Origin of the sequence: Buchnera aphidicola str. Ua (Uroleucon ambrosiae) (genome assembly GCF_000225465.1) — a bacterium.
GTDB lineage: Bacteria > Pseudomonadota > Gammaproteobacteria > Enterobacterales > Enterobacteriaceae > Buchnera > Buchnera aphidicola_B.
On record NC_017259.1, the window covers coordinates 117,869 to 144,730 of the forward strand.

Consider the following 26,862-nt stretch of genomic DNA (forward strand, 5'->3'; position numbering starts at 1 on the left):
TATAATGTTGAAGTTATAAAAGAATTAGAATAAAATATTTAATTCTATATAAATATATAATAGAAGGTTTTATGAATCCATGTAATTTAATTGACATGTTACGTAATAGAGGTTTAATATCACATATTGCACATGAAAATAGTTTAAATGAAATTATTCAAAATCATTTTATTTCTCTTTATTGTGGTTTTGATCCTACAGATGATAGTCTACATATTGGTCATCTTTTACCATTGATTACTTTAAAAAGATTTCAAATAGCAGGCCATCGACCTATAGTATTAATAGGAGGTGCTACTAGTTTAATAGGCGATCCAAGTTTTAAGAAAAAAGAACGTATTTTTTGTTCTAATAAAAATATTAATTTATGGACAGAAAAAATTAGTAAACAAATTTCTTATTTTTTAGATTTTAATTGTGGAGATAATAGCGCATGTTTATTAAATAATAATATATGGTTTAATAAAATAAATATTTTATCTTTTTTAAGAGACGTTGGAAAACATTTTTCGATTAATACTATGATTAATCGAACTGCAGTAAAACAAAGAATTATTAGACCTGATCAAGGTATTTCATTCACAGAATTTTCTTATAATTTATTACAAGCATATGATTTTTTTATTTTACATGAGAAATATCAAGTATTACTCCAAATTGGCGGAGCAGATCAATGGGGTAATATTTCTTCTGGTATGCATTTGATTTATCGTAGAAATCGAAAAAAAGTTTTTGGTTTAACAATTCCTCTATTAATTCAATCTAATGGAATTAAATTTGGAAAAACAGAATCCGGAACTGTATGGCTCAATGCTAAGAAAACTAGTCCTTATAAATTTTATCAATTTTGGATGAATATAGAAGATACTAATGTTTATGATTTTTTAAAAATGTTTACTTTTATAGATATTTTAGAAATTAATCAAAGAGAGAAAGAACGACATATTGGAAATAATGTTATGTATGATAAATCTTGTCTTGCAAAAAATATTACTGAATTAGTTCATGGAAAAGAACAATTATTATCAGTTGAGCGTATTACTCACTTTCTCTTTTCAAAACAACATATTTATCTTAAAGAGTCTGATTTTGAGCAATTAAAACAAGATGGTATACCATCAGTGCAAGTAAAATATATAAAAGATTTACAAGATGCTTTAGTTTATACTTCATTAGCGCAATCTCGAACTCATGCTAAAAATATGATAATTTCAAATTCTATTTCAATTAATCGACAAAAAATCAGAAAAAATCATATTTTTAATAATCAAGATAAACTTTTTGGAAAATTTACACTGTTATCTAGAGGGAAAAAACATCATTCTTTATTATGTTGGTAATTATTAAAATTAATTGAAAAACTTTCGCCACAACCGCAAAATTTTTCTAGTTTAGTATTATAAAATTTAAATACTTTATTAACATTAATTTTAATAAAATCTATTTTGACTCCATCGAAAAATGGTATATCTTTAGAGTACATATATATTAAAATTTTTTTATAGAAAAAAGCTACTTCTTCTATATCATTTTCTTTTTTTAAATCTGAATATTGTACTAATTTCATTGTATAACGAAATCCTGCGCATCCTGATTTTTTTATTTTTAATCTAATTCCTTTATTATTAGCATTTAAATTAATTAAAAATATTATTTGATTGATAGCAGATTCAGTGATAAAAATACCTTTCCATTTTATTTTATTTATTAAATATGTGTTTATTTCATATTTTTTCATGATATTCTCTTTTTTAAAATATTTTTTAGAAAAAATAATTGTATTTAAAATGTTCAATATTGTAATTAAATATTTATATTTTACACAATATTACTTTTTATTAATTATTTTTATAATTTTTAATGTTATAATTATTTTATATTTCTATAGAAATATAAATTTTTTATAAAAATTAATTTTGCAAGAAATTACTTATAATATAAAAATATTGAGGTAAAATAATTATATGCAAAATTCAAAAGACAAGATAGATTTATTACAATCTATTTTATCATTGATATTTATTATTTCTATGGGTGTAATAAGTTTTTTAGTTATTAGACCATTTGTATTAGGATTTTCTTGGGCTAGTATGATTGTAATTGCTACTTGGCCATTAATGTTAAAAATACAAAAATTTTTTGGAGGTAAACGATCTATTGCAGTAATAATAATGATTATAATTTTACTATTGTTGTTTATTATTCCAGTGTTTTTTTTAGTCAATAGTTTAATTGCTACAAGTATACCTCTTATACACTGGTTGAGTTCAAATACTTTAGAATTTCCAGAATTAGAATGGCTGCAAGATATTCCCCTTGTTGGAAAAAAAATATTTTTAAGCTATCAAGAATTATTAGATAGCGATGGAAGAGCTTTAATTCGTGAAGTTAAACCTTATATGGGACGTACAACAGAATTTGTTATAATACAAGTTAAAAATTGTGGTTTGTTTTTTATTCATTTAATATTAATGCTATTTTTTAGTACTTTACTATATTGGAATGGTGAAAAAATTAGTGAAGTAGTAAAAAAATTTGCATTACGACTAAGTGAAAATAACGGTTATGCTATTATTTTACTCGCAACTCAAGCAATAAGAGCTGTTGCATTAGGTGTGGCAGTTACAGCTTTAATACAAGCTTTATTATCTGGTATAGGATTATTAATGTCTGGTATTCCTTATTGGGCATTACTAATGATAATAATTTTTTTTTCTTGTTTAATACAATTAGGACCATTACCTATTTTAATACCTTCAATTATATGGCTATATTGGAATAATAACACTACTTGGGGTACAATATTATTAGTTTGGAGTAGTCTTGTATTTATACTTGATCATATACTTAGACCGTTTGTTATACGAATAGGGGCAGATTTGCCTATTTTATTAATTTTATTTGGAGTTATTGGTGGTTTATTAATTTTTGGTATGATTGGTTTATTTATTGGTCCAGTTGTGTTAGTGATATTTTATCGTTTAATAATTTCATGGATATATGGAATTTCGATTGCATCTTTTTTAGAAAAAATACATTGTTAAAAACAAGTATATAAATATAGAAAAAGTAGAGTTAAATAAATATTTTAAATTAAATATAATCTTAATTATAATACATTTATAAAAATAATTTATTTGCATCTAATACAGATAAAATAAAAAAATAATCATAAAATAATAACTATTTAAGATTTAATCTTCATTTATCTCTGTTTAAACTTATGTAATATTATTTATATTATACTATTAACAATTTCTTCTCCCTAATATTATAAAATGTTTCTATTAAGTATTAAAACATTATTAGAAATCAAATTTGAACTAATTAATTTTTCGTAATTTTATCATATCTTATTATTCTTTCCAGAACAAAAAATTCATTTAGAGAATAAAATGAAAAAAACAGATGAACTACGTACAATACGAATTGATCCATTAATTACTCCATTTGAATTAGCAAAGCAATATGCTATTACTTCAGAAATTATGGATACTGTTATCGCAACAAGACAAAATATTGCTCGTATCATGACTGGAAAAGATTTACGATTACTTGTAGTAATAGGTCCATGTTCAGTTCATGATCCTGTCGCAGCAGTAGAATATGCTCATCGATTATATGAATTAAGATTGAAATATCAAGAACGTCTTGAAATTATAATGCGAACATATTTTGAAAAACCAAGAACAGTAGTTGGATGGAAAGGATTAATTTCAGATCCAGATTTAAACGGTAGTTTTAGAGTAAATCATGGATTAGCAATCGCTAGAAAATTATTATTAGACATTAATGCAATAGGAATGCCTGCTGCAACTGAATTTCTTGATATAGTTATAGGTCAATTTATTGCAGATTTGATTAGTTGGGGTGCGATTGGAGCCAGAACAACTGAAAGTCAGATTCACAGAGAAATGGCTTCTGCTCTTTCATGTCCAGTAGGTTTTAAAAATGGTACTGATGGTAACATACGAATTGCTATTGATGCGATTCGTGCAGCAAAAGTCCAACATTTATTTTTAGCACCTAATAAAAATGGGCAAATGACAATTAATCATACTAGTGGTAATCCATATGGTCATATAATTATGCGTGGTGGGCGTACTCCTAATTATCATTCTAATAATATTGATTTAGCAGTAAAAAATTTACGTGAATTTAATTTATCAGAATACTTAATGGTTGATTTTAGTCATGGTAATTGTTTAAAAGAGCATCTTCGTCAAAAAGATGTTTCTAAATCTATTTCTCATCAAATTTCTCATGGCTCCCAAGCGATATTTGGTGTTATGATTGAAAGCTTTTTAGAAGAGGGCTTTCAAAAAGTAGTAAAAAATCAACCATTAATATATGGAAAATCAATTACTGATGCTTGTTTAAATTGGAAAGATAGCACTTTAATAATTAAACAATTAGCCGATGCTGTAGATGCTCGTTTTTAGTTTATATGCTAGTCAAAAAATTTGACTAGCATATTAGTTCAATTTAAAACAATTTTATATATTTTATAATATGTGATTTTTATATTTTGTATGTAAAATATATATATTTACATAAATAACTATGTTTTTAAATTTATATATTTAATTATATTAAATAAACAATATTTTTAATTAAGGACCGAATAGAATGCCTGTAATAAGATTTAACGATGGAAGTCAACAGGTGTACGACAATGCTATTGCATTAATAGAGACGATTAAAAATAAAAATCCTAATATAATTAAGTCTCTTATTGCAATTTCTATAAATAACCATTTTTCCAATTTAAATTTTATAATAAAAAAAGATTCTATTATAAATTTAATAAGTAAAAAAGACGATAAAGCATTAGATATTATTCGGTATTCTTGTGCACAACTTTTAAGTTATGCTATAAAAAATATTTGGCCACATGGACACATTGCTGAAATTAATATTTCTAAAAATGGTTTTTATTGTGATATAGATGTAAAAGATTCCATTTTAATCAAGGATCTTGTAATTTTAGAAAATAAGATGAAACTGCTTATAAAAAAAGAATATGAAATTGTTAATAAGTTAGTTTCTTATTCTCAAGCGAAAAAAATATTTCAAGAATTTAATGAACCATATAAAATATTTTTTATGGATAACAAAATTAATCTCAATAAAAAAATTTCGTTATATTACCATGAAAATTATGTAGATTTTGATATTGGTATGCAAGTTTATAATATAAAATTTTGTAATAATTTTAAATTACAAAAAATAGGAGGTATTTATTGGAAAGGCAATAAAAAAAACAAGATGTTACAGCGTATTTATGGTACTGCTTGGTCTAATAAAACACAATTAGAAGAACATCTTAAATATTTGCATGAATTGGATAAAAGAGATCATAGAAAACTTGGAAAGTTTCTTGAATTGTATCATATGCAAGAAGAATCTCCAGGTATGATTTTTTGGCATGATAAAGGTTGGATTATTTTTAATGAACTACAAAATTTTGTTCGATCAAAATTAAAAGAATATCAATATCAAGAAGTTAAAACACCATTATTAATAGATAAGTTAATATGGGAAAAAAGCGGACATTGGGATAATTATAAAAATGCAATTTTTACCACATTATCGGAACATCGAGAATACTGTATTAAGCCGATGAATTGCCCTGGTCATCTTCAAATTTTTAATAATAAATTAAAATCTTATCGAGATTTACCTATTCGTATGGCAGAATTTGGTAGTTGTCATCGTAATGAACCTTCAGGTTCGTTACATGGTTTGATGCGTGTACGTAATTTTACTCAAGATGATGCACATATATTTTGCACTAGAGAGCAAGTACGTACTGAAATTAATGATTGTATTAAAATGATATATGATTTATATAGTATATTTAATTTTAAAAAAATATTAGTTAAATTATCTACACGTCCAAAAAAAAGCATTGGAACTGATATTTTATGGAATGCAGCAGAAAAAGATTTATCTGATATGCTGATCAAAAATCATTTATCATTTGAATATCAATCCGGAGAAGGCGCTTTTTATGGTCCTAAAATTGAATTTATTTTACAAGATTCTTTAAATAGAAATTGGCAATGTGGAACAATTCAACTTGATTTTTATTTACCATTACGTTTAAATTCATTTTATATTAATGAAAAAAATGAACGTCAAATACCTATTATGATTCATCGTGCAATATTAGGTTCAATAGAGCGTTTTATTGGTATATTAATTGAAGAATCTTCAGGAAATTTACCAACATGGCTTTCTCCAGTACAAGTAGTTATAATTAGTATTTCAAATGTTGATTGTAATTATATTAATAAATTAATTAAGCAATTGGCTAATATTAATATTCGTGTAGAATCAGATCTAAGAAATGAAAAAATAGGTTTTAAAATTCGAGAACATATATTACGTAGAATACCTTATATTATTATTTGTGGTGAAAAAGAAATTAGTGCTAAAAAAATATCTGTCCGTAATAGAAAAGGTGAGACTTTTAAAATGATTGATGTTGATTTATTTATTCAAAAGTTACAAAAAGAAATTTTGACTCGTAACTTTCATCAAATGGAGGAATAAAGTATTAAAGGTGGAAAAAGAATGCAATTAACACGTCCTAATCGAATTAATGGCGAAATAAGAGCTATTAAAGTTCGCCTTACAGGTGTAGATGGAAATCAAATTGGGATAGTTAACTTACGTGAAGCTTTAGAAAAATCTGAAGCATTAGGATTAGATTTAGTAGAAATTAGCCCAAATGCTGAACCTCCTGTTTGTCGTATTATGGATTATGGAAAGTTTCTTTATGAAAAAAGTAAATCTTCTAAAGAACAAAAAAAGAAACAAAAAGTAATTCACATAAAAGAAATAAAATTTCGTCCAGGAACTGATGAAGGTGATTATCAAGTTAAATTACGTAATTTAATACGATTTTTAGAATGCGGTGATAAAGTAAAAATTACCCTCCGATTTAGAGGTCGCGAAATGGCTCATCAAAAAATTGGTATAAACGTCTTAAATCGTATTACACATGATTTAATTGAATTAGCAATTGTAGAATCATTTCCATCAAAAATTGAAGGTCGTCAAATGATAATGATTTTAGCACCTAAGAAGAAATAGTGCTAATAAATTAATTATATTTTCTTTTTATAATTTTAACGAAATAATTTATGCCAAAAATTAAAACTTTAAAAAGTGCAGCTAAACGTTTTAAAAAAACTGCATCTGATAAATTTAAACGTAAACAAGCTAACTTACGTCATATTTTAACAAAAAAAACAACACATAAAAAACGTCATCTTCGTTCTAAAATTCTAGTATCTAAAGGAGATATAGATCGAGTTAAATCTTTTTTACCATATGCATAAAAAATTTATTTTGTTAAGATTTTGTGAATAGGAGAGCATAAATGGCTCGTGTTAAACGTGGTGTAATTGCTCATGCTCGCCACAAAAAAATCTTAAAGCAAGCAAAAGGTTATTATGGAGCTCGTTCGAGAATTTATAGAGTTGCATGTCAAGCAGTGACTAAAGCTGGTCAGTATGCGTATCGTGACAGACGACAAAAAAAAAGACAATTTCGTCAATTATGGATTTCACGTATTAATGCTGCTGTTCGTCAAAGTCAAATGTCTTATAGTAACTTCATGTTTGGGTTAAAGAAAGCTTCAATTAATATTGATCGAAAAATATTATCTGATATTGCTATATTTGATATTTTTTCATTTAATAAATTAGTCGAGAGAGCAAAAAAAGCTTTGTCGTAAATGTTGAATTTTAATATATTAAGAGGGGAATATAATCCCCCCTCCATTTCAATAAATTAATAATATTAAATACAATATTTTGACATTATATTTAAATGTTTAATTTTTTTTTATATAAAAAATAAGCTTCCTGTTTTTGGAAGCTTTTTATTAGCTATGTAATATTAATGTTTATTAAAAAATAAAAAGAAAACAAAATGTTAAATTTAAATCAATTATTTCAAAATATTAATATAGATGTCAAAAAAACAACAACAATAGAAGAATTAGATCAAATTAAAATTAAGTATTTAGGTAAGAAAGGCATTCTAACTAACTATATAAAAAATTTAAAAAATTTTTCTTTGAAAGATAAAAAAAAATATAGTGTTATTATAAATCATTCAAAAAAGGAAGTTATTAATAATATTAACAAACATAGTAAATATTTAATGACCATTAAATTAGAAAAAAGAATTAAACAAGAAAAAATTGATATTTCTTTACCTGGTCGTCGTTTTGAAAATGGTTGTTTGCATCCTATAACACAAACAATTAATTATATTAAAAATTTTTTTTTTAAATTAGGATTTCAATCAATTAACGGTCCTGAAATAGAAGATGAATATCATAATTTTGATGCTTTAAATATTCCTAAAAATCATCCTGCTCGTGATTGTCATGATACTTTTTGGTTTGATACTAATCGATTATTAAGAACTCAAACTTCAAATATGCAAATTCGTATTATGAAAGAAGAAAAACCACCAATGCGATTTATTTTTCCAGGTAAAGTATATCGAAATGATTATGATATTACACATACACCTATGTTTCATCAAATTGAAGGTTTAATAGTTGATAAAAATATTACTTTTTCCAATTTAAAATGGATTATATATAATTTTTTATATGATTTTTTTGGAAAGACAGTATCTATTAAATTTCGTCCATCTTATTTTCCCTTTACTGTACCTTCTGCAGAAGTAGATATTATTAAGAAAGATACTTTGCAATCATTAGAAATATTAGGTTGTGGGATGGTGCATCCTAATGTATTAAAAAATGTTAATATTGATTGGAATATATATTCTGCTTGCGCTTTTGGAATAGGTATAGAACGAATGACTATGTTACGTTATGAAATATGTGATATTCGATCTTTTTTTGAAAATGATATAAGATTTTTAAATCAATTTAAATACAATTAGTGAGATGAAATGAAATTTAGTGAAAAATGGTTGCGCGAATGGATCAATATTAAAATTGATAGTAATATATTATGTGAACAAATTTCTAGTTCTGGTATTGAAGTAGAATATATAAAAAAATTTAAACCAAGATTTACTGGTGTTGTTGTTGGGAAAATAGTTGAATGTATTGTGCATTCTGTATTTAATGATTATAAAATAGTTAAAGTAGATATAGGGAAAAAAAAATTATTAAATATTGTATGTAAAGCATTAAATTGTCGTCATGGTATAAAAGTGGCAGTAGCTACTGTTGGTGCTATTTTAAAAGATAATATTTTTGTTAAAAAAAAAATAATACAGAATCAATTATCAGAAGGTATGCTATGTTCTTTTTATGAATTAGGAATTTTTTTACAAGATAACAAAATTATTGAATTTCCTAAAGAAACATTGATAGGTATAAATGTTAACCATTGTTTATCATTAGAAGACAATATCATTAAAATTTCTACTACATCAAATCGGCCAGATGGATTAAGTATTTTAGGAATATCACGTAATATTGCCGCTATAAATAATTTCAAACAACCATATTTAAAAAATATATCGGCACCTATTCACGTTCAAAAAAAAATTAATATTAATATTGAAGCACAAAAAGCATGTACACATTTTTTAGGAAGAATTATACAAAATATTAATGTTAATGTAGATACTCCATTATGGATGAAAAAAAAATTATTTTTTTCTGATATGTTATCTGATAATGTTATCACTAATATTATAAACTATATATTAATTGAAATTGGACAACCTTTAAATATATTTAATGCAGATAATATAGATGATAACAAGCTTATTATTCGTATGGCTAAAAATGAAGAAAGTATTGTTTTAAAAAATAAAAGCAAAATAAAATTAAATGAAAACATATTAGTATTTGCTGATAAAAATAAAATATTATCTCTTCCTGGTAATATTCATTCTATTTTTTCTGAAATCAATCAAAAAACTAAAAATATATTTTTAAGTGTATCTTTAATTGATAAACAATTAATTTATTTTATTTTAAAGAAAATAGATGCTAATAAAATATTAGAGTATTACAATTACGGTGTGGATGCTTCTCTTCAAAAATATGCTTTAGAATATGCTACTAAATTAATTTTAAATATATGTGGAGGTGAATCTAATTTGATTAATGATTTCAAAATTAATTCATTTCTACATCAAAACAATACAATTAGATTGTATTATAAAAAATTTCAAAAAATAGCAGGGATAGATATTAAAGATACAATTATTTCGAATATTTTATATAATCTTGATTATAAGTTAGATTTTCAAAAATATTTTTGGGATGTAGTTCCTCCTAGTTGGCGTTTTGATATATTAATTGAAGAAGATGTGATTAGTGACATATTAAGAATATACGGATATAATAATATTTTTTTAAATCCATTAAAAGAAGATTTGAATTGTCATAAAAAAAATGAATTAACAGATTTTTTATTAACAAAATCTGCTATGATATTAATTAACAAAGGATATTATGAAGTTATAAATTATAGTTTTATTGATCCTCAAATAGAAAATTTAATTTTTGAAAATAAAAAAAATATTTTAATTTCTAATCCTATTGCTAAAGATATGTCATGTATGCGTTTATCTTTATGGCCTGGTTTACTTAAAAATATTTCTTATAATAAAAATCGTCAGCAAAAAAGCATACGGATTTTTGAAAGCGGATTATGTTTTTCAATAAATAAAAAAAATAATCTAGAAATTAAACAAGATTTTTTTTTAGCAGCTGCAATTAGCGGTAACTATTTTACAGAAAATTGGTTTCTTAAAATGAGAAAAATGGATTTTTATGATTTAAAAGGTGATTTAGAATTAATATTAGATTCAATATGTGAATTAAATCATATAGAATTTCGACCTGAAAGAATCTTTGGTTTGCACCCTGAGCAAAGTGCATCTATATATTTTAAGAATAATAAAATTGGAAGAATTGGTGCAATTGATCCAAGATTAGAAAAAAAATTAAATGTAAGTAGTGCGACATTTTTATTCGAAATCTCATTAAAATACTTTTTTAATATTATTAAACAAACAAAATTTCAAGGTGTTTCAAAATTTCCTACGATACGAAGAGATATTTCTGTATTAATATCCGATAATATTATTGTTTATGATGTTATTAAAACATGCAAAACTTTTTTTATGAATCAAAAAGTAGAAATTAATCTATTTGATGTATATTCTTATCAAGAGTTATTAGAAAAGAAAAAAAGTTTAGGTATTAGTTTTATTTTTCAAAACTATAAAAGAACTTTACAAGATAATGAAATTAATTTAATGATCAATGATTGTATAGGAGTATTGCAAAAAAAATTTCAAGTGATGTTAAGGAAATAAAAAGTTATGGTATTAACAAAATCTGAAATAACAGAACACTTATTTGAAACATTTAATTTGACTAAACGAGATTCCAAAGCATTGGTGGAATGCTTTTTTGAAGAGATTAGAAAAGCGTTAGAACAAGGAGAAGATGTAAAATTATCTGGATTTGGAAATTTTCAAATAAAAAATAAAAATGCTCGTCCTGGTAGAAATCCCAAAACAGGAGAAGATTTTCTTATAACAGCTAGACGAGTAGTGACTTTTAAAGCCGGTCAAAAATTAAAAAAGAAAATTGATAATTATTTAATAAAACAAAATTCTAAAATTTAGTATTTTATATATGTTCTAAAATAAGTCTAGTATGAAAATTTCTTATTTTGATTTATGTTATAACAAATCGCTTATATTTTTCTATCTTTGATTAATTTAAAATACTTGTCGTTTAATGATAATTAATAGATTTGACTAGAAAGTATATTATATATTTTTTCTAAAATGATTCATGGAATTATAATTCTAGTAATTTAATTATCTTAAATGACATAAAAGTTTTGCTTGGATACTTATAAAAGTATAACAAAGCAGAATAAATTGACAGTATTAGAAAAAATAACAGTAAATATTAATAAGATATGAGTTAGTCAAAAAATATTACAATATTAAAATTAATGCTAAAATTTTTTGATTATTAAATAATGTTAAAAATTTTATAATTAATTATAGAAATATCTAGTTAAAAATTTAATTTCATAATTTTATTTATCTAGTAAAAAAGATTATAAATTTTTTGACTATTGTGATATAAACAAATTAAAAATCAATTATATATTAAGATTTATAACAAAACTATTTTCAAAATAGGTGATGTTATACTTTTGGCTAATAAGACTTACATTTAATTGTATTTAATTAGATAAATTCAAGAACAGACATATCAATATAAATTATATGATAATATTTTCCATGTAGATTTTATCATATTTGAATTAATTACAGCAATTTAAATTTAAAAAAATATTATGTATTTTAACGCTTGTAAAATTTTTTTTAAATTAATTTTTAATAAATTTTAGTTGTTATTATGTTATTAATGTCTTGACTCTTACTTTTTATATTTTAAATTTAATATTAATTATTTTGGCAGTTTATTTTTTAGATTATATAAAGTATTATGAATTCTAATAATTAAAGATTAATAAATAAATATTATTTTTTTTCTTTATATACTTTTTATATATTTCTATAAATAAATTATTTTCATATAAAGCATTTTACATAATTTTTTTAAAACAAATTTTAAAAATTATGGAGAAAAAATGAATTTTAAACTTTTAAATCAAGATGGTAATGCAAGATATGGTATGTTTACTTTTAAAACAGAAAAAATTGAAACTCCTATTTTTATGCCAGTTGGAACTTATGGAACTGTAAAAAGTGTTAGTACAGATGAAATTCAAAGCACAGGTAGTAAAATTATTTTAGCTAATGCGTTTCATTTATTTTTACGACCTGGTCAAGAAATAATTAAATTACATGGTACATTGCATAATTTTATGAATTGGCCAGGACCGATTCTTACAGATTCTGGAGGCTTTCAAGTTTTTAGTTTATCTCGTTTTTGTAAAGTTAATCAAGAAGGCGTTTTATTTCAAAATCATATTAATGGAAAAAAATTTTTTTTGAATCCGAAAATATCTATGAATATTCAATCAAATTTAGGTTCTAATATTGTGATGGTATTTGATGAATGTATTCGATATACTGATAATTGGGAAAGAACAAAAAATTCAATGGAACGATCATTAGAATGGGCAAAAAAAAGTCGTTTTTATTTTGATTTATATAAAAATAAAAATTTATTATTTGGTATTATTCATGGAGGAATATATCCAGATTTACGTGATGTTTCACTGAAAGAATTAATCAAAATAGACTTTGATGGGTATGCATTAGGTGGTTTAGCTGTTGGAGAACCAAAAAACGAAATGTATAAATTATTAAAACATATTTGTCCTCAAATACCAAAAAATAAACCTAGATATCTCATGGGAGTAGGAAAACCAGAAGATTTAGTAGAAGGAGTGTATCATGGTATAGATATGTTTGATTGTGTAATTCCTACACGTAATGCTAGAAATGGATATTTATTTGTTACAAATGGTATCATTAAAATTAGAAATAAAAAATATAAACAAGATTTATCATCTATAGATGATACTTGTTCTTGTTATACTTGTAAAAATTACAGTCGTGCTTATTTACATCATTTAGATGCTTGCAATGAAATATTAGGTGCTCGTTTAAATACAATTCATAACTTGCATTATTATCAGACACTAATGTCAAATATAAGAAGTGCAATAAAAAATAATGTTTTTCATCAGTTTCAAATAAATTTTTACAAACAAAAAAATATTATTAATAAATATATAGGATGATCAAATGAATTTTTTAATTCAAAAAACTAATGATTTTGTAACTGAATCATCAGGAAATAGTAATTCATACTCTTTAATATTTATGATATTTATATTTTTATTAGTTTTTTATTTTGTTCTTTTCCGTCCTCAACAAAAAAAAGATAAAGAACATAAAAATCTTATAAATGCTCTCGTTAAAGGAGATGAAGTTATAACTACAAGTGGTTTTTTAGGACGTATTAATAAAGTTACAAACAACGGATATGTTTTTCTGCAATTAAATGATACTACTGAAGTATTAATTCAAAAAGATTTTATAGTATCATTATTACCTAAAGGTACTTTAAAATCTTTATAATATTTTATTATACTAATTATTTTAGTATAAATAAGAAAAATCTGCTATTTTAAAAATAATTTTTTTAAAACTATTTAATAAAATTAATCGATTTAAACAAATTTTAGGATTAGAATGATATATTTTGACGTTATCAAAAAAATGATATATAGGTTTTTCAAGATCTTTAATTTTTAAAAAAATATCTTCATACTTTTGTTTTAAAAATAACTGTTTTGTAGCAATATATAGATTATTTATTTGATTAAATAAAATAATTTCTTCTTTTTTTTCCATTAATTGAGTATTTATTTTAGTTGAAAGTGTTTGCTTTTCTTTTTCTAAAATGTTAATAATTCTTTTAATACACAACATTATTGATTCTGAATTTGTTGATTTTTGAAAAATAGATACTGCTTTTATCCTTTTATTAATATCTATAGGTTGTGTTAATTTATATGATAATACTGATTGAATAATATTTTTGCTATATCCTATTTCTTGATACCAATAAAATAATCTTGATATAAAAAATTTAATAATTTGATCAGATAACTTTGAATCATCAATATACTTTTTATTATATAAAGATAAACTATTATTAATTAATTCTTTTAAATCTAATGATATATTTTGTTTGATAATAATACGTAATATTCCAAGAGCTAGGCGTCTTAATGCAAATGGATCTTTATTGGAACTAGGAATATTTCCAATATAAAACATTCCTGATAAAGTATCAATTTTATCAGAAATAGATAATATAGAACCTATATAAGTTTTTGGCAGTATGTCGCCTGAAAAAGCAGGTAAATATTGTTCTTCAATAGCCAGAGCAACCGTTTTTTTTTCTTGATTTTCTAATGCATAATACATTCCTATTGTGCCTTGTAATTCTGGAAATTCACATACAACATTTGTTATAAGATCACATTTTGATAACATTGCTGCTCTAGTTGCATCTTCTAAATTATTTGGATAATATTGCGTAATCCATCTTATTAAATGTTGAAGACGTAATGTTTTTTCATACATTGAACCAATATTGTTTTGAAATAAAACATTCTTTAAAGAAATAAGATGATTTTCTAACTTTGTTTTTCTATCATTCTTTAAAAAAAATTCAATATCTGAAAGTCTAGCATGCATTACTTTTTCAGTGTCTGAAATAATTATTTTTGATTTGTTTGAATTTATATTAGATACGAATATAAAATATGGCAGAATATCATTTTTATCATTATATATTGGCAAACATTTTTGTTGTTTTTCTATAACATACTTCAGTATTTTTCTAGGTATTTTAAGAAATTTTTTTTTAAAATTTGCTAAAAGTACGATAGGAGATTCTACTAAAGAAGTTATTTCATCAATTAATATATGATTTTTTTCTATATAACCATGAATTTTTTTTATAGTTTCTTTAATTTCTTTAATAATGACTTCTTTACGAATTATATAATTAGCGAGAATATTCTGTTTATCAAACAGAATATTAGGATATTCTTTTGCATGATTAATAATTATTTTTTGTTCTTTATAGGCAATATGATTATGTAAAATTCTATTAGAATTAATATTAAATATTTTTCCTGAAACAATTTGATCATCTAATAGCATTACAATATTACGAATAGGACGAAAAAATTTTATATGATCAACTTCCCAACGCATTGGAATCATTGAAGAAATTTTTTTTAGTGCTAATTCAGTTATTTTTGGTATTAAGGATTCTATTTTATCTTGTTTTTTTTTAGTTTTATATAATAGCCATTCACCTTTTTTATTTTTTAAACGAATAGTATCTTTTATATTAATTTTATAATGTTTTAACCAAGAAATAGCTGATTCTGTTAAGTATCCATTTTTATCATAAGATTTTATTATAGATGGACCTCTTTTCTGTATTTCTATATATTGTTCTTGCATATTTATATCTTGAATTTTTAATGCTAATCTTCTTGGGGTAGAAAAATATGAAATTTTTTTATATTTGATATTTAATATATTTAATTCTGTAATAAAATTTTTATAGAAATTAAGAGATATATTATTAAGTAATCTAGCAGGTAATTCTTCAGTACCTATTTCAATTAATAATGTTTGTGTTTTCATTTTTTTCTCTTTTTTTAGTACATAATGGAAAACCTAATTTTTTTCTTTGATGCAAGTATTTTGTTGCAATTTGAGTAGTTAATTTGCGAATACGTAAAATATAATTTTGTCTTTCATTTGAAGATATAACTTTTCTAGCATCTAATAAATTAAATATATGATTAGCTTGTAGTATTTTTTCATATGAAACTAATAATAATGGTTTATTTAGATTAATTAATCTTGTTGATTCTAGTATATATTGTTCAAAAGTATAAAACAAAAAATCGATATTAGAATTTTCAAAATTATATTGAGATTGTTCTATTTCATTTTGTTTAAAAATATCTCCATAAGTTATTTCTTGATGTTTATGTGTATTCCAAATAAGATCATAAACATTGGGTTTATTTTGTATATGCATAGCGAGTCTTTCTAAACCATATGTTATTTCGACAGTTACAGGGTTACATTCTAGCCCACCTACTTGTTGAAAATAAGTAAATTGCGTAATTTCCATTCCATTTAACCAAACTTCCCAACCAATACCCCATGCACCTAATGTAGGATTTTCCCAGTTATCTTCTACAAAACGTATATCATTTGTTTTTTCGTTAATATTTAATAAATTTAATGAATGTAAATAAAGATTTTGAATATTATTTAAAGGTGGTTTAATAATTACTTGAAATTGATAATAATTCTGCAATCGATTGGGATTTTCTCCATATCTTCCATCTGAAGGTCTACGACAAGTTTGTAAATATGCTGCTTGTATGGGTTCTGGTCCAATGGTACCTAAAAAAGTTGCTTGATGGAATGTTCCTGCTCCAATTGGAAGATCTAATGATTGAAAAATAGTACATCCTTGTTGTAGCCAGTATTTTTGTAATATGTCAATTAAATTATAAAAATTATTGTAATTATGTTTCATTGTATATCCAGAGATAGAAATATATATTATTATTGATGATTATTCTGAATGAGAATATTACAATTTTTTAATTAAAATATATAACAACATTAATATTTTATATAAGAAAGATTATTTATTAGATATAAAAGAGAATACAATGATATATATGAAAAATAAAGATAATTATCTATTGTGAATTCTATTAATAATATATAAAATTATTACTTGTTTTCAAGTTTAAAAATACAATATTAATCATATTTTATATTATATAAATATATTTTGTGTAAATTTTAAAAAATTATATTATATTTTTTTAAAAATATTTAGTGTATTCTGAATAAATTTTTTTTTAAAAAATAAAGATTATTTATAAAATAGTATAAAAATATTTAAAAAATTTATTCTAAATGATGTTAAAATATCTATAGAAAAAATAATATAGATATTAATATAAAAAAATTTATTAAATCAATGTAATAATAAATTAATTTTTATTGATTATCATTAACTTTATTAGTATTATATTTATTTTTCATATAAAATAAAATACATGTAAAACAGTCATTTTTGAATTAATTTATATAAATCATTTTTAAACATTTTACAATATTACTTATTAAAAAATAGGAATAAAATGAAGTATATTGGTGCGCATATTAGTTCGGCTGGTGGTGTAGAAAAAACTATTTTACGTGCTCGTAAAATTAATGCAACAGCTTTTTCTTTTTTTACTAAAAATCAACTACAATGGTATGCTCCACCAATCAGTCAAAAACAAATTGATTGTTTTAAATATTTTTGTATTAAGTATAAATTTACACCTCAACAAATTTTACCTCATAGCAGTTATTTAATAAATCTCGGCCATCCAGTTAACGAATTATTAAAAAAATCTCAAGCATTATTTTTGGATGAAATGATACGTTGCAGTCAATTAGGTTTGAATTTTTTAAATTTTCATCCAGGAAGTCATTTAAATCAAATAACTGAAACATTGTGTTTATTAAGAATTGCCAACTCTATTAATATGATTTTAGATAAAACAAAAAATGTTATAGCTGTATTAGAAAATACTGCAGGACAAGGCACAAATGTAGGATATTGTTTTGAACATTTAGCTGAAATTATTAATAATATTGATGATAAATCAAGAATTGGAGTATGTATTGACACTTGTCATTTATTTGTATCAGGATATGATTTGCGTACTGAACAAGATTGTCAAAATACGTTTAAAAAGTTTAATAGCATAATAGGATTAAAATATTTAAAGGGAATACATTTAAATGACTCGAAAAAAAAAATTAATAGTCGTATTGATCGTCATGAAAGTTTAGGTTTAGGTGAAATAGGAACATTAGCTTTTAGTTGGATTATTAGAAATCAAAATTTTTATAATATACCTATGATTTTAGAAACTGCTAATCCTGAAATATGGAGGCAAGAAATCGATTGGTTAAGATTACAAATAAAATAATTAAGTAGTTAAATCATGTAATAATAAAAGATATGAAAGAGGATTTGATATGTTAACTATAAAAGCAGAAACAAGACAAGAAAAAGGTACAAATGTTAGTAGAAGATTACGAATTAATAATAAGTTTCCTGGTATTTTATATGGAATTAACAAAAATAGTATTTTGTTAACGTTAGATCACAATGCTATTTTTAATCTACAAAAAAAATCAGAATTTTATAATGAAAGTATATTATTATTAATTAATGATAAAGAACATAAAGTTAAAGTTCATGCAATCCAAAGACATTCATTTAAATTAAAATTATTACACATTGATTTCATATATATATATGATTGATATATTCTTTTTTATAAACACAAAAAACATTTTTTATGAACAAATGAACAAATCTATTCAGTAAAAAATCGTTTATTAATTTAAATTTATGATTTCAATAATATAGTAAAAAAAATATGTCTAAACATAAACATAGTAGGATGAAATTGTATAGCAATTAAGCCTATTATACCAGCAGTAATTGTTAAAAAAGCTAAAAATCCAATTATATTTTTATTTAAAAATACGTTATTTTTTTGATTAATTTTTGGAATTTTCCACCATTTTGATAAAAGCCATATTCCTATCCATATTAATATTGCAATAATTAACAACAGCCATTTAAAATAATTATTTTGCGCGTTTTCTGGCATATTAATAGCAATTCCAGTGATAATTCCAGGAAAAAAATACACCGGAGGCCAGAGTATGCATCCAATAATACTGGGATAAATAAATTTATTTAATGATAATCTCAGCATACCACATATCATTGGCATTAATGGTCTAGTTGGTCCTACAAATCGTCCAAGAATAATAGCTGTCATACTATTTTTATGTAATACAGATGTAATTTTGTCAATTAATTTTTGATTGTTTTTCAGAAATTTTAATTTACTTAGACAGTTTTTAAAATATAATCCAATATAGTATGAAACCCAATCTCCAAATAAACATCCAATTGTTCCAGCTATCCAAGCAGGATAAAATAACAATTTTCCATCACCAATAAATGTTCCTAACGTAGTCATTAAAATAATACCTGGTAGCAATAATCCTATTAAAGCAAGAGATTCTAAAAACGCAATAATTCCAACTAATAGCAGAGAATATGTTAAAGATTGTGTTATAAAACATTCTATCCAAGATTCCATAAATGCTCATTATATTTGTTATTAAAAACATATTTTTATATATATATATTTTATACTGTATATGTTTTTTAAGTAACTTTAAGAAAAATATTATAATTTATTTTTTTTAAAATACAATAATTGTTGTATGATGTTTATAATAATAAAATAACTGTAATATTAAATATTAACCATTAAAACGCAGAAGAAGAATAATAATGAAATTGTTTATTTTTGTAATTTTTTATATTTTTACTAGTATATTTTCTGTGTCAGCTAAAACGTATTTAGTAGATAACATTGTAGCTATTGTAAATGATCAAATTATATTAAATAGTGATGTTAATCGAATTTTATCTATTTTTAAAAAAAAGCATAACAATATTAAAGAACCAATATTTAAACACGATTTTTTAAAAGAAAAAGTTATTCAAAAATTAATTACACATTCTTTAATGCTACAAGAAGCAAATAGAATGAATATTGAAATTACTCAAGAACAAATTAATACTATTATGAAAAATATTGCTTTAAAAAAACATATTAGTATGCACGATTTAAATAAACGTATTATTTTATATAATAAAAAACATCATCATTATTATGATGATTATATACAAAATATTAAAGAATTTTTGAAAATAAATATTATAGAGAACTATGAACTTCATAAACGTATTCAGATTTCAGAAAAAGAAGTAAATATTATTTTAAAAAAATTAATTGAATCAAATAATAAATTAAAAAAAATTAATTTAAGTTATATTTTATTACCTATTTCAAAAGAATATTCTAATAAAAAAATTAATGATATTAAAACAATAGCAAAAAATATAAAAGATAAAATCCAAAAAGGTTATGATTTTGGAAAATCATTAATAGATTTTAAAAATAATCCAACTGTTTTAGTAAAAAAAATGTTTTGGATGTCTTTATTTGATATACATAATCAAATATCTCAAACATTAAAAATTACAAAAAAAGGAGAGATATTAGGACCTTTTTTAGGAGCTAAAGGATTTTATATATTAAAAATTCATGAAATTCATAATAATCAAGAAAATTTGGTCACTGAATTTCATATACAAAATTTTTTAATAAAATCATCTATATCAAAAGATGGAGAAGATAAAAAACATATTTTTAATATATACGAAAATATTAAAAAAGGAATATATAGTTTTGATTATGCTGTCAAACATTTTTCTCATGATACTGATCTATCTCATAAAAAAGGTGATTTAGGTTGGGTATCAAAAGAATTTTTAAATATGTATTTTAATAAAAAACATTTACATTTTAATAAACATTATATTAGTAAACCTATTAAATCTCATTTTGGATGGCATATATTGAAATTATTAAATACGCGTCAGGTTGATCAATTTTATAATTTTAAAAAAAAACAGGCATATAATATTCTATTTATTCAAAAAAAAATATTAGCAAAACAACAATGGATAAATAATTTAAAAAAAAACGCTTATATAAAAATTATCAAATCATGATATATTTTTTAAATATGCTTTCACAATTCAAGCAAATATATAATCTATAACTTTTATGATACTAAATAAATATAAAAAATTTATTCCTTTAAAAAGATACGGACAAAATTTTCTTGTAAATAGAGAAATAATCAAAAATATTATCAAAATAATTAATCCTAAAAAAACGCAAACATTATTAGAAATTGGACCGGGTTTAGGTGCGTTAACAAAACCTATTTGTGAATTTTTAAATGAACTTATCGTCATTGAAATAGATCCTAATATATTATCTTTTTTAAAGAAATGTATATTTTTTGATAAATTAAAAATATATTGTCATAATGCTTTAGATTTTAATTATAAAAATATATTCTATAAAAAAAGTCAATTAATTCGTATTTTTGGAAATTTACCATATAATATTTCTACATCTTTAATAATATATTTATTTCGGAATATTGATATTATTCAAGATATGAATTTTATGTTACAACAAGAAGTGGCTAAAAGATTAGTTGCTATTCCTGGTGAAAAACTTTATGGTCGTTTAAGTATTATATCTCAATATTATTGTAATATTAAAATATTATTACATATTCGACCTGAAAATTTTCAACCTATTCCTAAAGTTAATTCAATGTTTGTAAATTTAACTCCGCATATTCATTCTCCTTATTTTGTTTATGATATTAATTTATTAACTAGTATTACAAAACATGCTTTTCAACATAGAAGAAAAATATTGCGTCATAGTTTAAGAAATTTTTTTTCTGAGCAAGATTTAATTCATTTAGAAATTAATCCAAATTTAAGAGCTGAAAATGTTTCTATTATTCAATATTGTCAATTGGCTAATAATTTATATAAAAAACATAAACAGTTTATTAATAATTAATTTTTAATTGATTTTTAAGAATTTTTTTTAATTTACTTGAGATCAGGATGAATATAATATGAGTACTTATTTTTTAAGTGATATTCATGGTTGTTATAAGGAATTAAGAATGCTTTTAAAACAAGTCTTATTTAATTCTAAAGAAGATTATTTATGGATTGCTGGTGATTTAGTATCAAGAGGTCCCGATTCTCTAAAAGTTTTAAGATATCTTTATTCGTTAGGAAATAAAGTTAAAATAGTTTTAGGTAATCATGATATCAATTTAATTGCAGTACATGCAGGCATTAAAAAAAATAAAAAAGAAAATTATTTTGATGAGTTTCTTTCTGCATCAGATAGTATAGAATTAATTAATTGGCTTCGTTCTCAAGCTCTTTTAAGAATTGATAAAAAAAATAATATTATTATGTCTCATGCTGGCATTAGTCCACAATGGAGTATTAATACAGCGAAAATATATACACGTGATTTTATAAAATATTTATCGCAAGAAAATTATATCTCGTTTTTAAAAGATATGTATGCTGATAATATAGATTTTTGGACTGTATATTTAAATCAATTTGATCAATTAAGATATACCTTAAATTCTTGTACAAGAATGAGATATTGCTATCCTGATGGTAGATTAAATATGCTATATAAGCAATCACCTAGTTTAGTTCCATATCCTTTGCAACCATGGTTTTTAATACCCTCAAAAATTCCAAAAATATATTCTATTTTTTTTGGACATTGGTCTTCTTTAAAAGGTACTTATATTCCAGAACCTTTTATTTCATTAGATGGAGGTTGTTGTTGGGGTGAAGAGTTGAGGATATTTCGATGGGAAGATAAAAAATGGTTTTTTCAATCTTCTGGATGTAGAAAATATTAATAATTTTCTTAAAAAATATTATCTTGATAAAATCTGAAAAGAATAATTATAAGGATTAAATTTATTTTTAATATTGTTTTGTTTAAATAAAATTTTCCATGATGGATATAACATATATTGAGGGAAATAAGAATCACCAATAATATCAATATCTATATTGGTTAAATATAATTTATTAGCATAAAACAACATTTGTTTATATATTTTTTCTCCTCCAATTACCATAATTTCTTGCTGATATTTTTTAGAGACAATTATATTAGATACTGCATTAGATATTGCATCAGATATTGAATGACACCAAATAACGTTTTTATTTTTGATTTCTGTTTTACTAATAACAATATTTCTACGATGAGATAAAGGTTGAGCAATAGATTCCCAAGTTACACGACCCATAATGATATTTTTATGTATTGTGTTTTTTTTAAACCATTTTAAATCATTAGGAATATACCAAGGTATTTTATTTTGGTATCCAATAATTAAATTTTTAGATATAGCTGCAATTAAACTTATATTCATATATAAATACCAACATGATGTTTATGTATTATAAATATGTTTTACAACATATTTATAAATATGATTTAATCAAGTAATTAATTAATTATTTTTTATAAAATAAATTAAGTTTTTTATGTATTTTTTGTAAAGATGTAATATTTTTTGTTGGGTTTTCATTTAAAGACATAATAGTAGCAAAAGCACCATTTATAGTTGTGTCATAATGTACTTTATATTGAAGAGCACTACAACATATTAATTTTGAATCTTTTATTATTTGTTGAGATGATGATGTTGTGTTTATAATATAAGTATATTCTCCATTTTTTAAACGATCTTGTATATGAGGACGTCCTTCATGTACTTTATTAACTAATCTGGATGTTATACCAGATTTTTTTAGTACTATAGATGTACCTCTAGTTGCATCTATTTTAAATCCAATTTTTTGTAATTTTATTGCTAAATTAACAATATTCTTTTTATCATCATTTCTTACTGAAATGAGAACTCGACCTGATTTTTTCATATTTGTATGAGAACCTAACATTGCTTTAGAAAAAGCTTCTGAGAAGTTTTTTCCAATACCCATTACTTCACCTGTAGAACGCATTTCTGGACCTAATACTGGATCAACACCTGGAAATTTTTCAAATGGTAAAACAGCTTCTTTAACTGAAAAATATTGTGGAACAATTTCTTTTATAAAACCTTGTTCTAATAATGTTTTTCCATACATGACGCGTGCAGAAATTTTTGCTAATGCAAGACCTGTCGCTTTCGATACAAATGGTACTGTTCTAGCTGCTCTAGGATTGACTTCAAGAATATATATTTTATTATTTTGAATAGCAAATTGAACATTCATTAGTCCTTTGATAGATAGCTCAAAAGCTAATTTAATTACTTGTTTTCTAATTTGATTTTGAATATCTTGAGTTAAAGTATATGCTGGTAATGAACATGCAGAATCACCTGAATGCACTCCAGCTTGTTCAATATGCTCCATAATACCTCCGATTAAAACTGTTTCTCCATCACATATAGCATCTACATCTACTTCGGTTGCATAATTTAAATATTGATCTAATAAAATAGAAGTAGTATTATTTGATTTCAACATATTTTGAAAATATTTTTTTAAACTATCTGCATCATAAACAATTTCCATTGCTCGTCCACCTAAAACATAAGATGGTCGAACCATAATTGGATATCCGATAATTTCTGCTGCTTTATAAGCATCTTTTAAATTTAGTACAGTTGCATTTAAAGGTTGTTTTAATTTTAATTTAGTAACAGTTTTTTGAAAACGGTATCGATTTTCAGCATTATCAATAGAATTTGGACTTGTTCCTATAATAGGTACTTTTTCTTTTTTTAATTCACGTGCTAATTTTAGAGGTGTTTGACCACCATAATGAATAATAACTCCTGTAGGTTTTTCTATTCTTACTATTTCTAAAATATTTTCTAATGTAATTGGTTCAAAATATAAACGATCTGAAATATCATAATCAGTAGATACTGTTTCTGGATTACAATTAATCATAATTGCTTCAAAACCATCTTCACGTAGCGCTTGAGTTGCATGTACACAACAATAGTCAAATTCTATACCTTGTCCTATACGATTTGGACCACCTCCTAATATAATAATTTTTTTGTTGTGTTTGTTTGGGTATGATTCACATTCATCTTCCCATGTTGAATACATGTATGCTGTTTCAGTCGAAAATTCTGCTGAACAAGTATCAATTCTTTTATATACAGGATGTAATTTTAATTGATAACGTAATTGTCTTATTTCACTTTCTTTTTTTTGAGTTAATATTGCGATACGTTGATCTGAAAAACCTTTTCGTTTAATGAAATAAAAGAATTTATATGTTAATCCAATAAATCCTTTTTCTATGATTTTTTTCTCTAATAAAATAATTTCTTCAATTTGTACAAGAAACCATGGATCAATAGATGTTAATTCAAAAACATCATTAACAGACATACCAGATCGAAAAGCATCGCCAATATACCAAATACGTTCAGATCCTGCATCTTTTAATTCATGTCTAATTTTAATTAAATTTTCCGGATTAAAACAAGATATTTTAGAATCAAAACCTGTCGCACCTACTTCTAAACCATGAATGGCTTTTTGTATAGATTCTTGAAAAGTACGACCTATTGCCATAACTTCTCCAACAGATTTCATCTGTGTAGTAAGTCTATCATCAGATCCAGGAAATTTCTCGAAATTAAATCTAGGAATTTTAGTTACTATATAATCTATTGATGGTTCGAACGATGCAGTTATGTTTTTTCCTGTAATATCATGTGAGAGCTCATCTAAAGTATATCCTATAGCTAATTTAGCGGCTATTTTTGCAATTGGAAATCCTGTTGCTTTAGATGCTAGAGCAGATGATCGTGATACTCTAGGATTCATTTCAATAACGATTATACGACCATTTTTTGGATTTACTGCAAATTGTACATTAGAGCCTCCTGTTTCTACTCCTATTTCTCGTAGAATAGCTATAGAAGCATTTCTCATGATTTGATATTCTTTATCAGTTAAAGTTTGTGCAGGTGCTATAGTAATAGAATCACCTGTATGTATACCCATAGGATCTAGATTTTCAATGGAACATACAATTATACAATTGTCATGTTTATCTCGTATAACTTCCATTTCATATTCTTTCCAACCTATTAATGATTCATCAATTAATAATTCTGTGTTAGGAGATAATTGTAATCCTCTTTCACATATATTTTCAAATTCTTCATGATTGTAAGCAATGCCTCCACCACTTCCGCCCATAGTAAAAGAAGGACGAATAATACATGGAAAACCTACAGTTTTTAAAACTAAAAAAGCTTCTTGAATATTATGAGCGATTCCACATTTAGCAGTGTTTAAGTTTATTTTTTTCATTGCGTGTTCAAATAATTTTCTATTTTCAGCTTTTTTAATGGCATTCACTGTAGCGCCAATCATTTTTACATTATATAAACTTAAAATACCTTTTTCGTCTAATTCTAAAGCACAGTTTAATGCTGTTTGACCTCCCATAGTTGGTAATATTGCGTCTGGTTTTTCTTTTTTAATAATTTTTTTTACTATTTTCCAATGAATAGGTTCGATGTATGTAGCATCAGCCATATCCGGATCTGTCATGATAGTAGCAGGATTAGAATTAACAAGAATAATTCTATATCCTTCTTCTTTCAAAGCTTTACAAGCTTGTGTTCCTGAATAGTCAAATTCACATGCTTGCCCAATAACTATTGGACCAGCCCCAAGAATTAAAATAGATTTTATATCAGTAGATTTAGGCATCT

The 26,862-nt window shown here is 23.6% G+C and carries 23 protein-coding genes; 17 read left to right on the top strand and 6 right to left on the bottom strand.

Annotation, left to right across the window (positions count from 1 at the left end):
- Window positions 1-71 precede the first annotated feature (71 nt).
- Complete coding sequence (gene tyrS / locus BUAMB_RS00555) at window positions 72-1,340, top strand: tyrosine--tRNA ligase (protein WP_014499839.1); 1,269 nt, start codon at window positions 72-74, stop codon at window positions 1,338-1,340.
- Here tyrS and BUAMB_RS00560 read toward each other — a convergent pair.
- Window positions 1,319-1,738, bottom strand: a complete 420-nt coding sequence (locus BUAMB_RS00560) for an iron-sulfur cluster assembly accessory protein (RefSeq protein WP_014499840.1) — start codon at window positions 1,736-1,738, stop codon at window positions 1,319-1,321. The two genes, tyrS and BUAMB_RS00560, sit on opposite strands and share 22 nt — an antisense overlap.
- Window positions 1,739-1,964: 226 nt before the next feature.
- Here BUAMB_RS00560 and ydiK point away from each other — a divergent pair, with 226 nt between their 5' ends.
- The 11 genes from ydiK to yajC all read left to right on the top strand — a co-directional run bounded on the left by ydiK (window position 1,965) and on the right by yajC (window position 14,103).
- Window positions 1,965-3,044: an AI-2E family transporter YdiK gene (ydiK, locus tag BUAMB_RS00565; RefSeq protein ID WP_014499841.1), complete on the top strand. Its 1,080-nt coding sequence runs from the start codon at window positions 1,965-1,967 to the stop codon at window positions 3,042-3,044.
- A gap of 351 nt (window positions 3,045-3,395) precedes the next feature.
- Entirely contained in the window at window positions 3,396-4,442 is a 1,047-nt protein-coding gene (locus tag BUAMB_RS00570; RefSeq protein WP_014499842.1) for a 3-deoxy-7-phosphoheptulonate synthase, read from the top strand.
- Between the two features lie 187 nt (window positions 4,443-4,629).
- A complete protein-coding gene (thrS, locus tag BUAMB_RS00575; protein ID WP_014499843.1) occupies window positions 4,630-6,558 on the top strand; it encodes a threonine--tRNA ligase in 1,929 nt (642 codons plus the stop codon).
- Window positions 6,559-6,561: 3 nt separating this feature from the next.
- Window positions 6,562-7,101 (top strand): translation initiation factor IF-3, encoded by a 540-nt coding sequence (gene infC, locus BUAMB_RS00580; RefSeq protein WP_014499844.1) that lies wholly within the window; start codon window positions 6,562-6,564, stop codon window positions 7,099-7,101.
- 50 nt (window positions 7,102-7,151) lie between these two features.
- Entirely contained in the window at window positions 7,152-7,349 is a 198-nt protein-coding gene (gene rpmI, locus BUAMB_RS00585; RefSeq protein ID WP_014499845.1) for a 50S ribosomal protein L35, read from the top strand.
- A 41-nt stretch (window positions 7,350-7,390) separates the two neighbouring features.
- A complete protein-coding gene (gene rplT / locus BUAMB_RS00590) occupies window positions 7,391-7,747 on the top strand; it encodes a 50S ribosomal protein L20 (protein ID WP_014499846.1) in 357 nt (118 codons plus the stop codon).
- 197 nt (window positions 7,748-7,944) lie between these two features.
- On the top strand, window positions 7,945-8,937 hold the full coding sequence (pheS, locus tag BUAMB_RS00595; protein WP_014499847.1) for a phenylalanine--tRNA ligase subunit alpha: 993 nt from the start codon (window positions 7,945-7,947) through the stop codon (window positions 8,935-8,937).
- A gap of 9 nt (window positions 8,938-8,946) precedes the next feature.
- The gene (gene pheT / locus BUAMB_RS00600; RefSeq protein WP_014499848.1) at window positions 8,947-11,340 is read left to right on the top strand and encodes a phenylalanine--tRNA ligase subunit beta; all 2,394 of its coding nucleotides are present in this window, start codon (window positions 8,947-8,949) and stop codon (window positions 11,338-11,340) included.
- 6 nt (window positions 11,341-11,346) lie between these two features.
- Window positions 11,347-11,655 carry an integration host factor subunit alpha gene (locus BUAMB_RS00605; RefSeq protein ID WP_014499849.1) on the top strand — a complete coding sequence of 103 codons (309 nt, stop codon included), beginning with the start codon at window positions 11,347-11,349 and terminating at the stop codon, window positions 11,653-11,655.
- A 986-nt stretch (window positions 11,656-12,641) separates the two neighbouring features.
- Window positions 12,642-13,763: a tRNA guanosine(34) transglycosylase Tgt gene (gene tgt / locus BUAMB_RS00610; RefSeq protein ID WP_014499850.1), complete on the top strand. Its 1,122-nt coding sequence runs from the start codon at window positions 12,642-12,644 to the stop codon at window positions 13,761-13,763.
- A 4-nt stretch (window positions 13,764-13,767) separates the two neighbouring features.
- Window positions 13,768-14,103, top strand: a complete 336-nt coding sequence (gene yajC, locus BUAMB_RS00615; protein ID WP_014499851.1) for a preprotein translocase subunit YajC — start codon at window positions 13,768-13,770, stop codon at window positions 14,101-14,103.
- A gap of 21 nt (window positions 14,104-14,124) precedes the next feature.
- On the opposite strand, the gene glyS is transcribed toward yajC, so the two are convergent.
- Window positions 14,125-16,197, bottom strand: a complete 2,073-nt coding sequence (glyS, locus tag BUAMB_RS00620; RefSeq protein ID WP_014499852.1) for a glycine--tRNA ligase subunit beta — start codon at window positions 16,195-16,197, stop codon at window positions 14,125-14,127.
- Complete coding sequence (gene glyQ, locus BUAMB_RS00625) at window positions 16,172-17,110, bottom strand: glycine--tRNA ligase subunit alpha (protein ID WP_014499853.1); 939 nt, start codon at window positions 17,108-17,110, stop codon at window positions 16,172-16,174. The genes glyS and glyQ overlap by 26 nt, the downstream gene beginning before the upstream one ends.
- A gap of 619 nt (window positions 17,111-17,729) precedes the next feature.
- On the opposite strand from glyQ, the gene nfo reads away from it, so the two are divergent.
- Both nfo and rplY read left to right on the top strand, forming a co-directional pair.
- Window positions 17,730-18,572 (top strand): deoxyribonuclease IV, encoded by an 843-nt coding sequence (nfo, locus tag BUAMB_RS00630; protein ID WP_014499854.1) that lies wholly within the window; start codon window positions 17,730-17,732, stop codon window positions 18,570-18,572.
- Window positions 18,573-18,621: 49 nt separating this feature from the next.
- Window positions 18,622-18,912 carry a 50S ribosomal protein L25 gene (gene rplY / locus BUAMB_RS00635; protein ID WP_014499855.1) on the top strand — a complete coding sequence of 97 codons (291 nt, stop codon included), beginning with the start codon at window positions 18,622-18,624 and terminating at the stop codon, window positions 18,910-18,912.
- 86 nt (window positions 18,913-18,998) lie between these two features.
- On the opposite strand, the gene BUAMB_RS00640 is transcribed toward rplY, so the two are convergent.
- Entirely contained in the window at window positions 18,999-19,766 is a 768-nt protein-coding gene (locus BUAMB_RS00640) for a DedA family protein (protein WP_014499856.1), read from the bottom strand.
- A 194-nt stretch (window positions 19,767-19,960) separates the two neighbouring features.
- On the opposite strand from BUAMB_RS00640, the gene BUAMB_RS00645 reads away from it, so the two are divergent.
- From BUAMB_RS00645 to apaH, 3 genes are read left to right on the top strand one after another with little or no spacing between them, the layout of a single operon-like run.
- A complete protein-coding gene (locus BUAMB_RS00645; protein ID WP_264356945.1) occupies window positions 19,961-21,253 on the top strand; it encodes a peptidylprolyl isomerase in 1,293 nt (430 codons plus the stop codon).
- Window positions 21,254-21,308: 55 nt separating this feature from the next.
- The gene (gene rsmA / locus BUAMB_RS00650) at window positions 21,309-22,130 is read left to right on the top strand and encodes a 16S rRNA (adenine(1518)-N(6)/adenine(1519)-N(6))-dimethyltransferase RsmA (protein ID WP_014499858.1); all 822 of its coding nucleotides are present in this window, start codon (window positions 21,309-21,311) and stop codon (window positions 22,128-22,130) included.
- Between the two features lie 58 nt (window positions 22,131-22,188).
- Window positions 22,189-23,010, top strand: a complete 822-nt coding sequence (gene apaH / locus BUAMB_RS00655) for a bis(5'-nucleosyl)-tetraphosphatase (symmetrical) ApaH (protein ID WP_014499859.1) — start codon at window positions 22,189-22,191, stop codon at window positions 23,008-23,010.
- Window positions 23,011-23,028: 18 nt separating this feature from the next.
- On the opposite strand, the gene BUAMB_RS00660 is transcribed toward apaH, so the two are convergent.
- On the bottom strand, window positions 23,029-23,535 hold the full coding sequence (locus BUAMB_RS00660) for a dihydrofolate reductase (protein WP_014499860.1): 507 nt from the start codon (window positions 23,533-23,535) through the stop codon (window positions 23,029-23,031).
- Window positions 23,536-23,620: 85 nt separating this feature from the next.
- Window positions 23,621-26,860 (bottom strand): carbamoyl-phosphate synthase large subunit, encoded by a 3,240-nt coding sequence (carB, locus tag BUAMB_RS00665; protein ID WP_014499861.1) that lies wholly within the window; start codon window positions 26,858-26,860, stop codon window positions 23,621-23,623.
- Window positions 26,861-26,862: the final 2 nt, after the last annotated feature.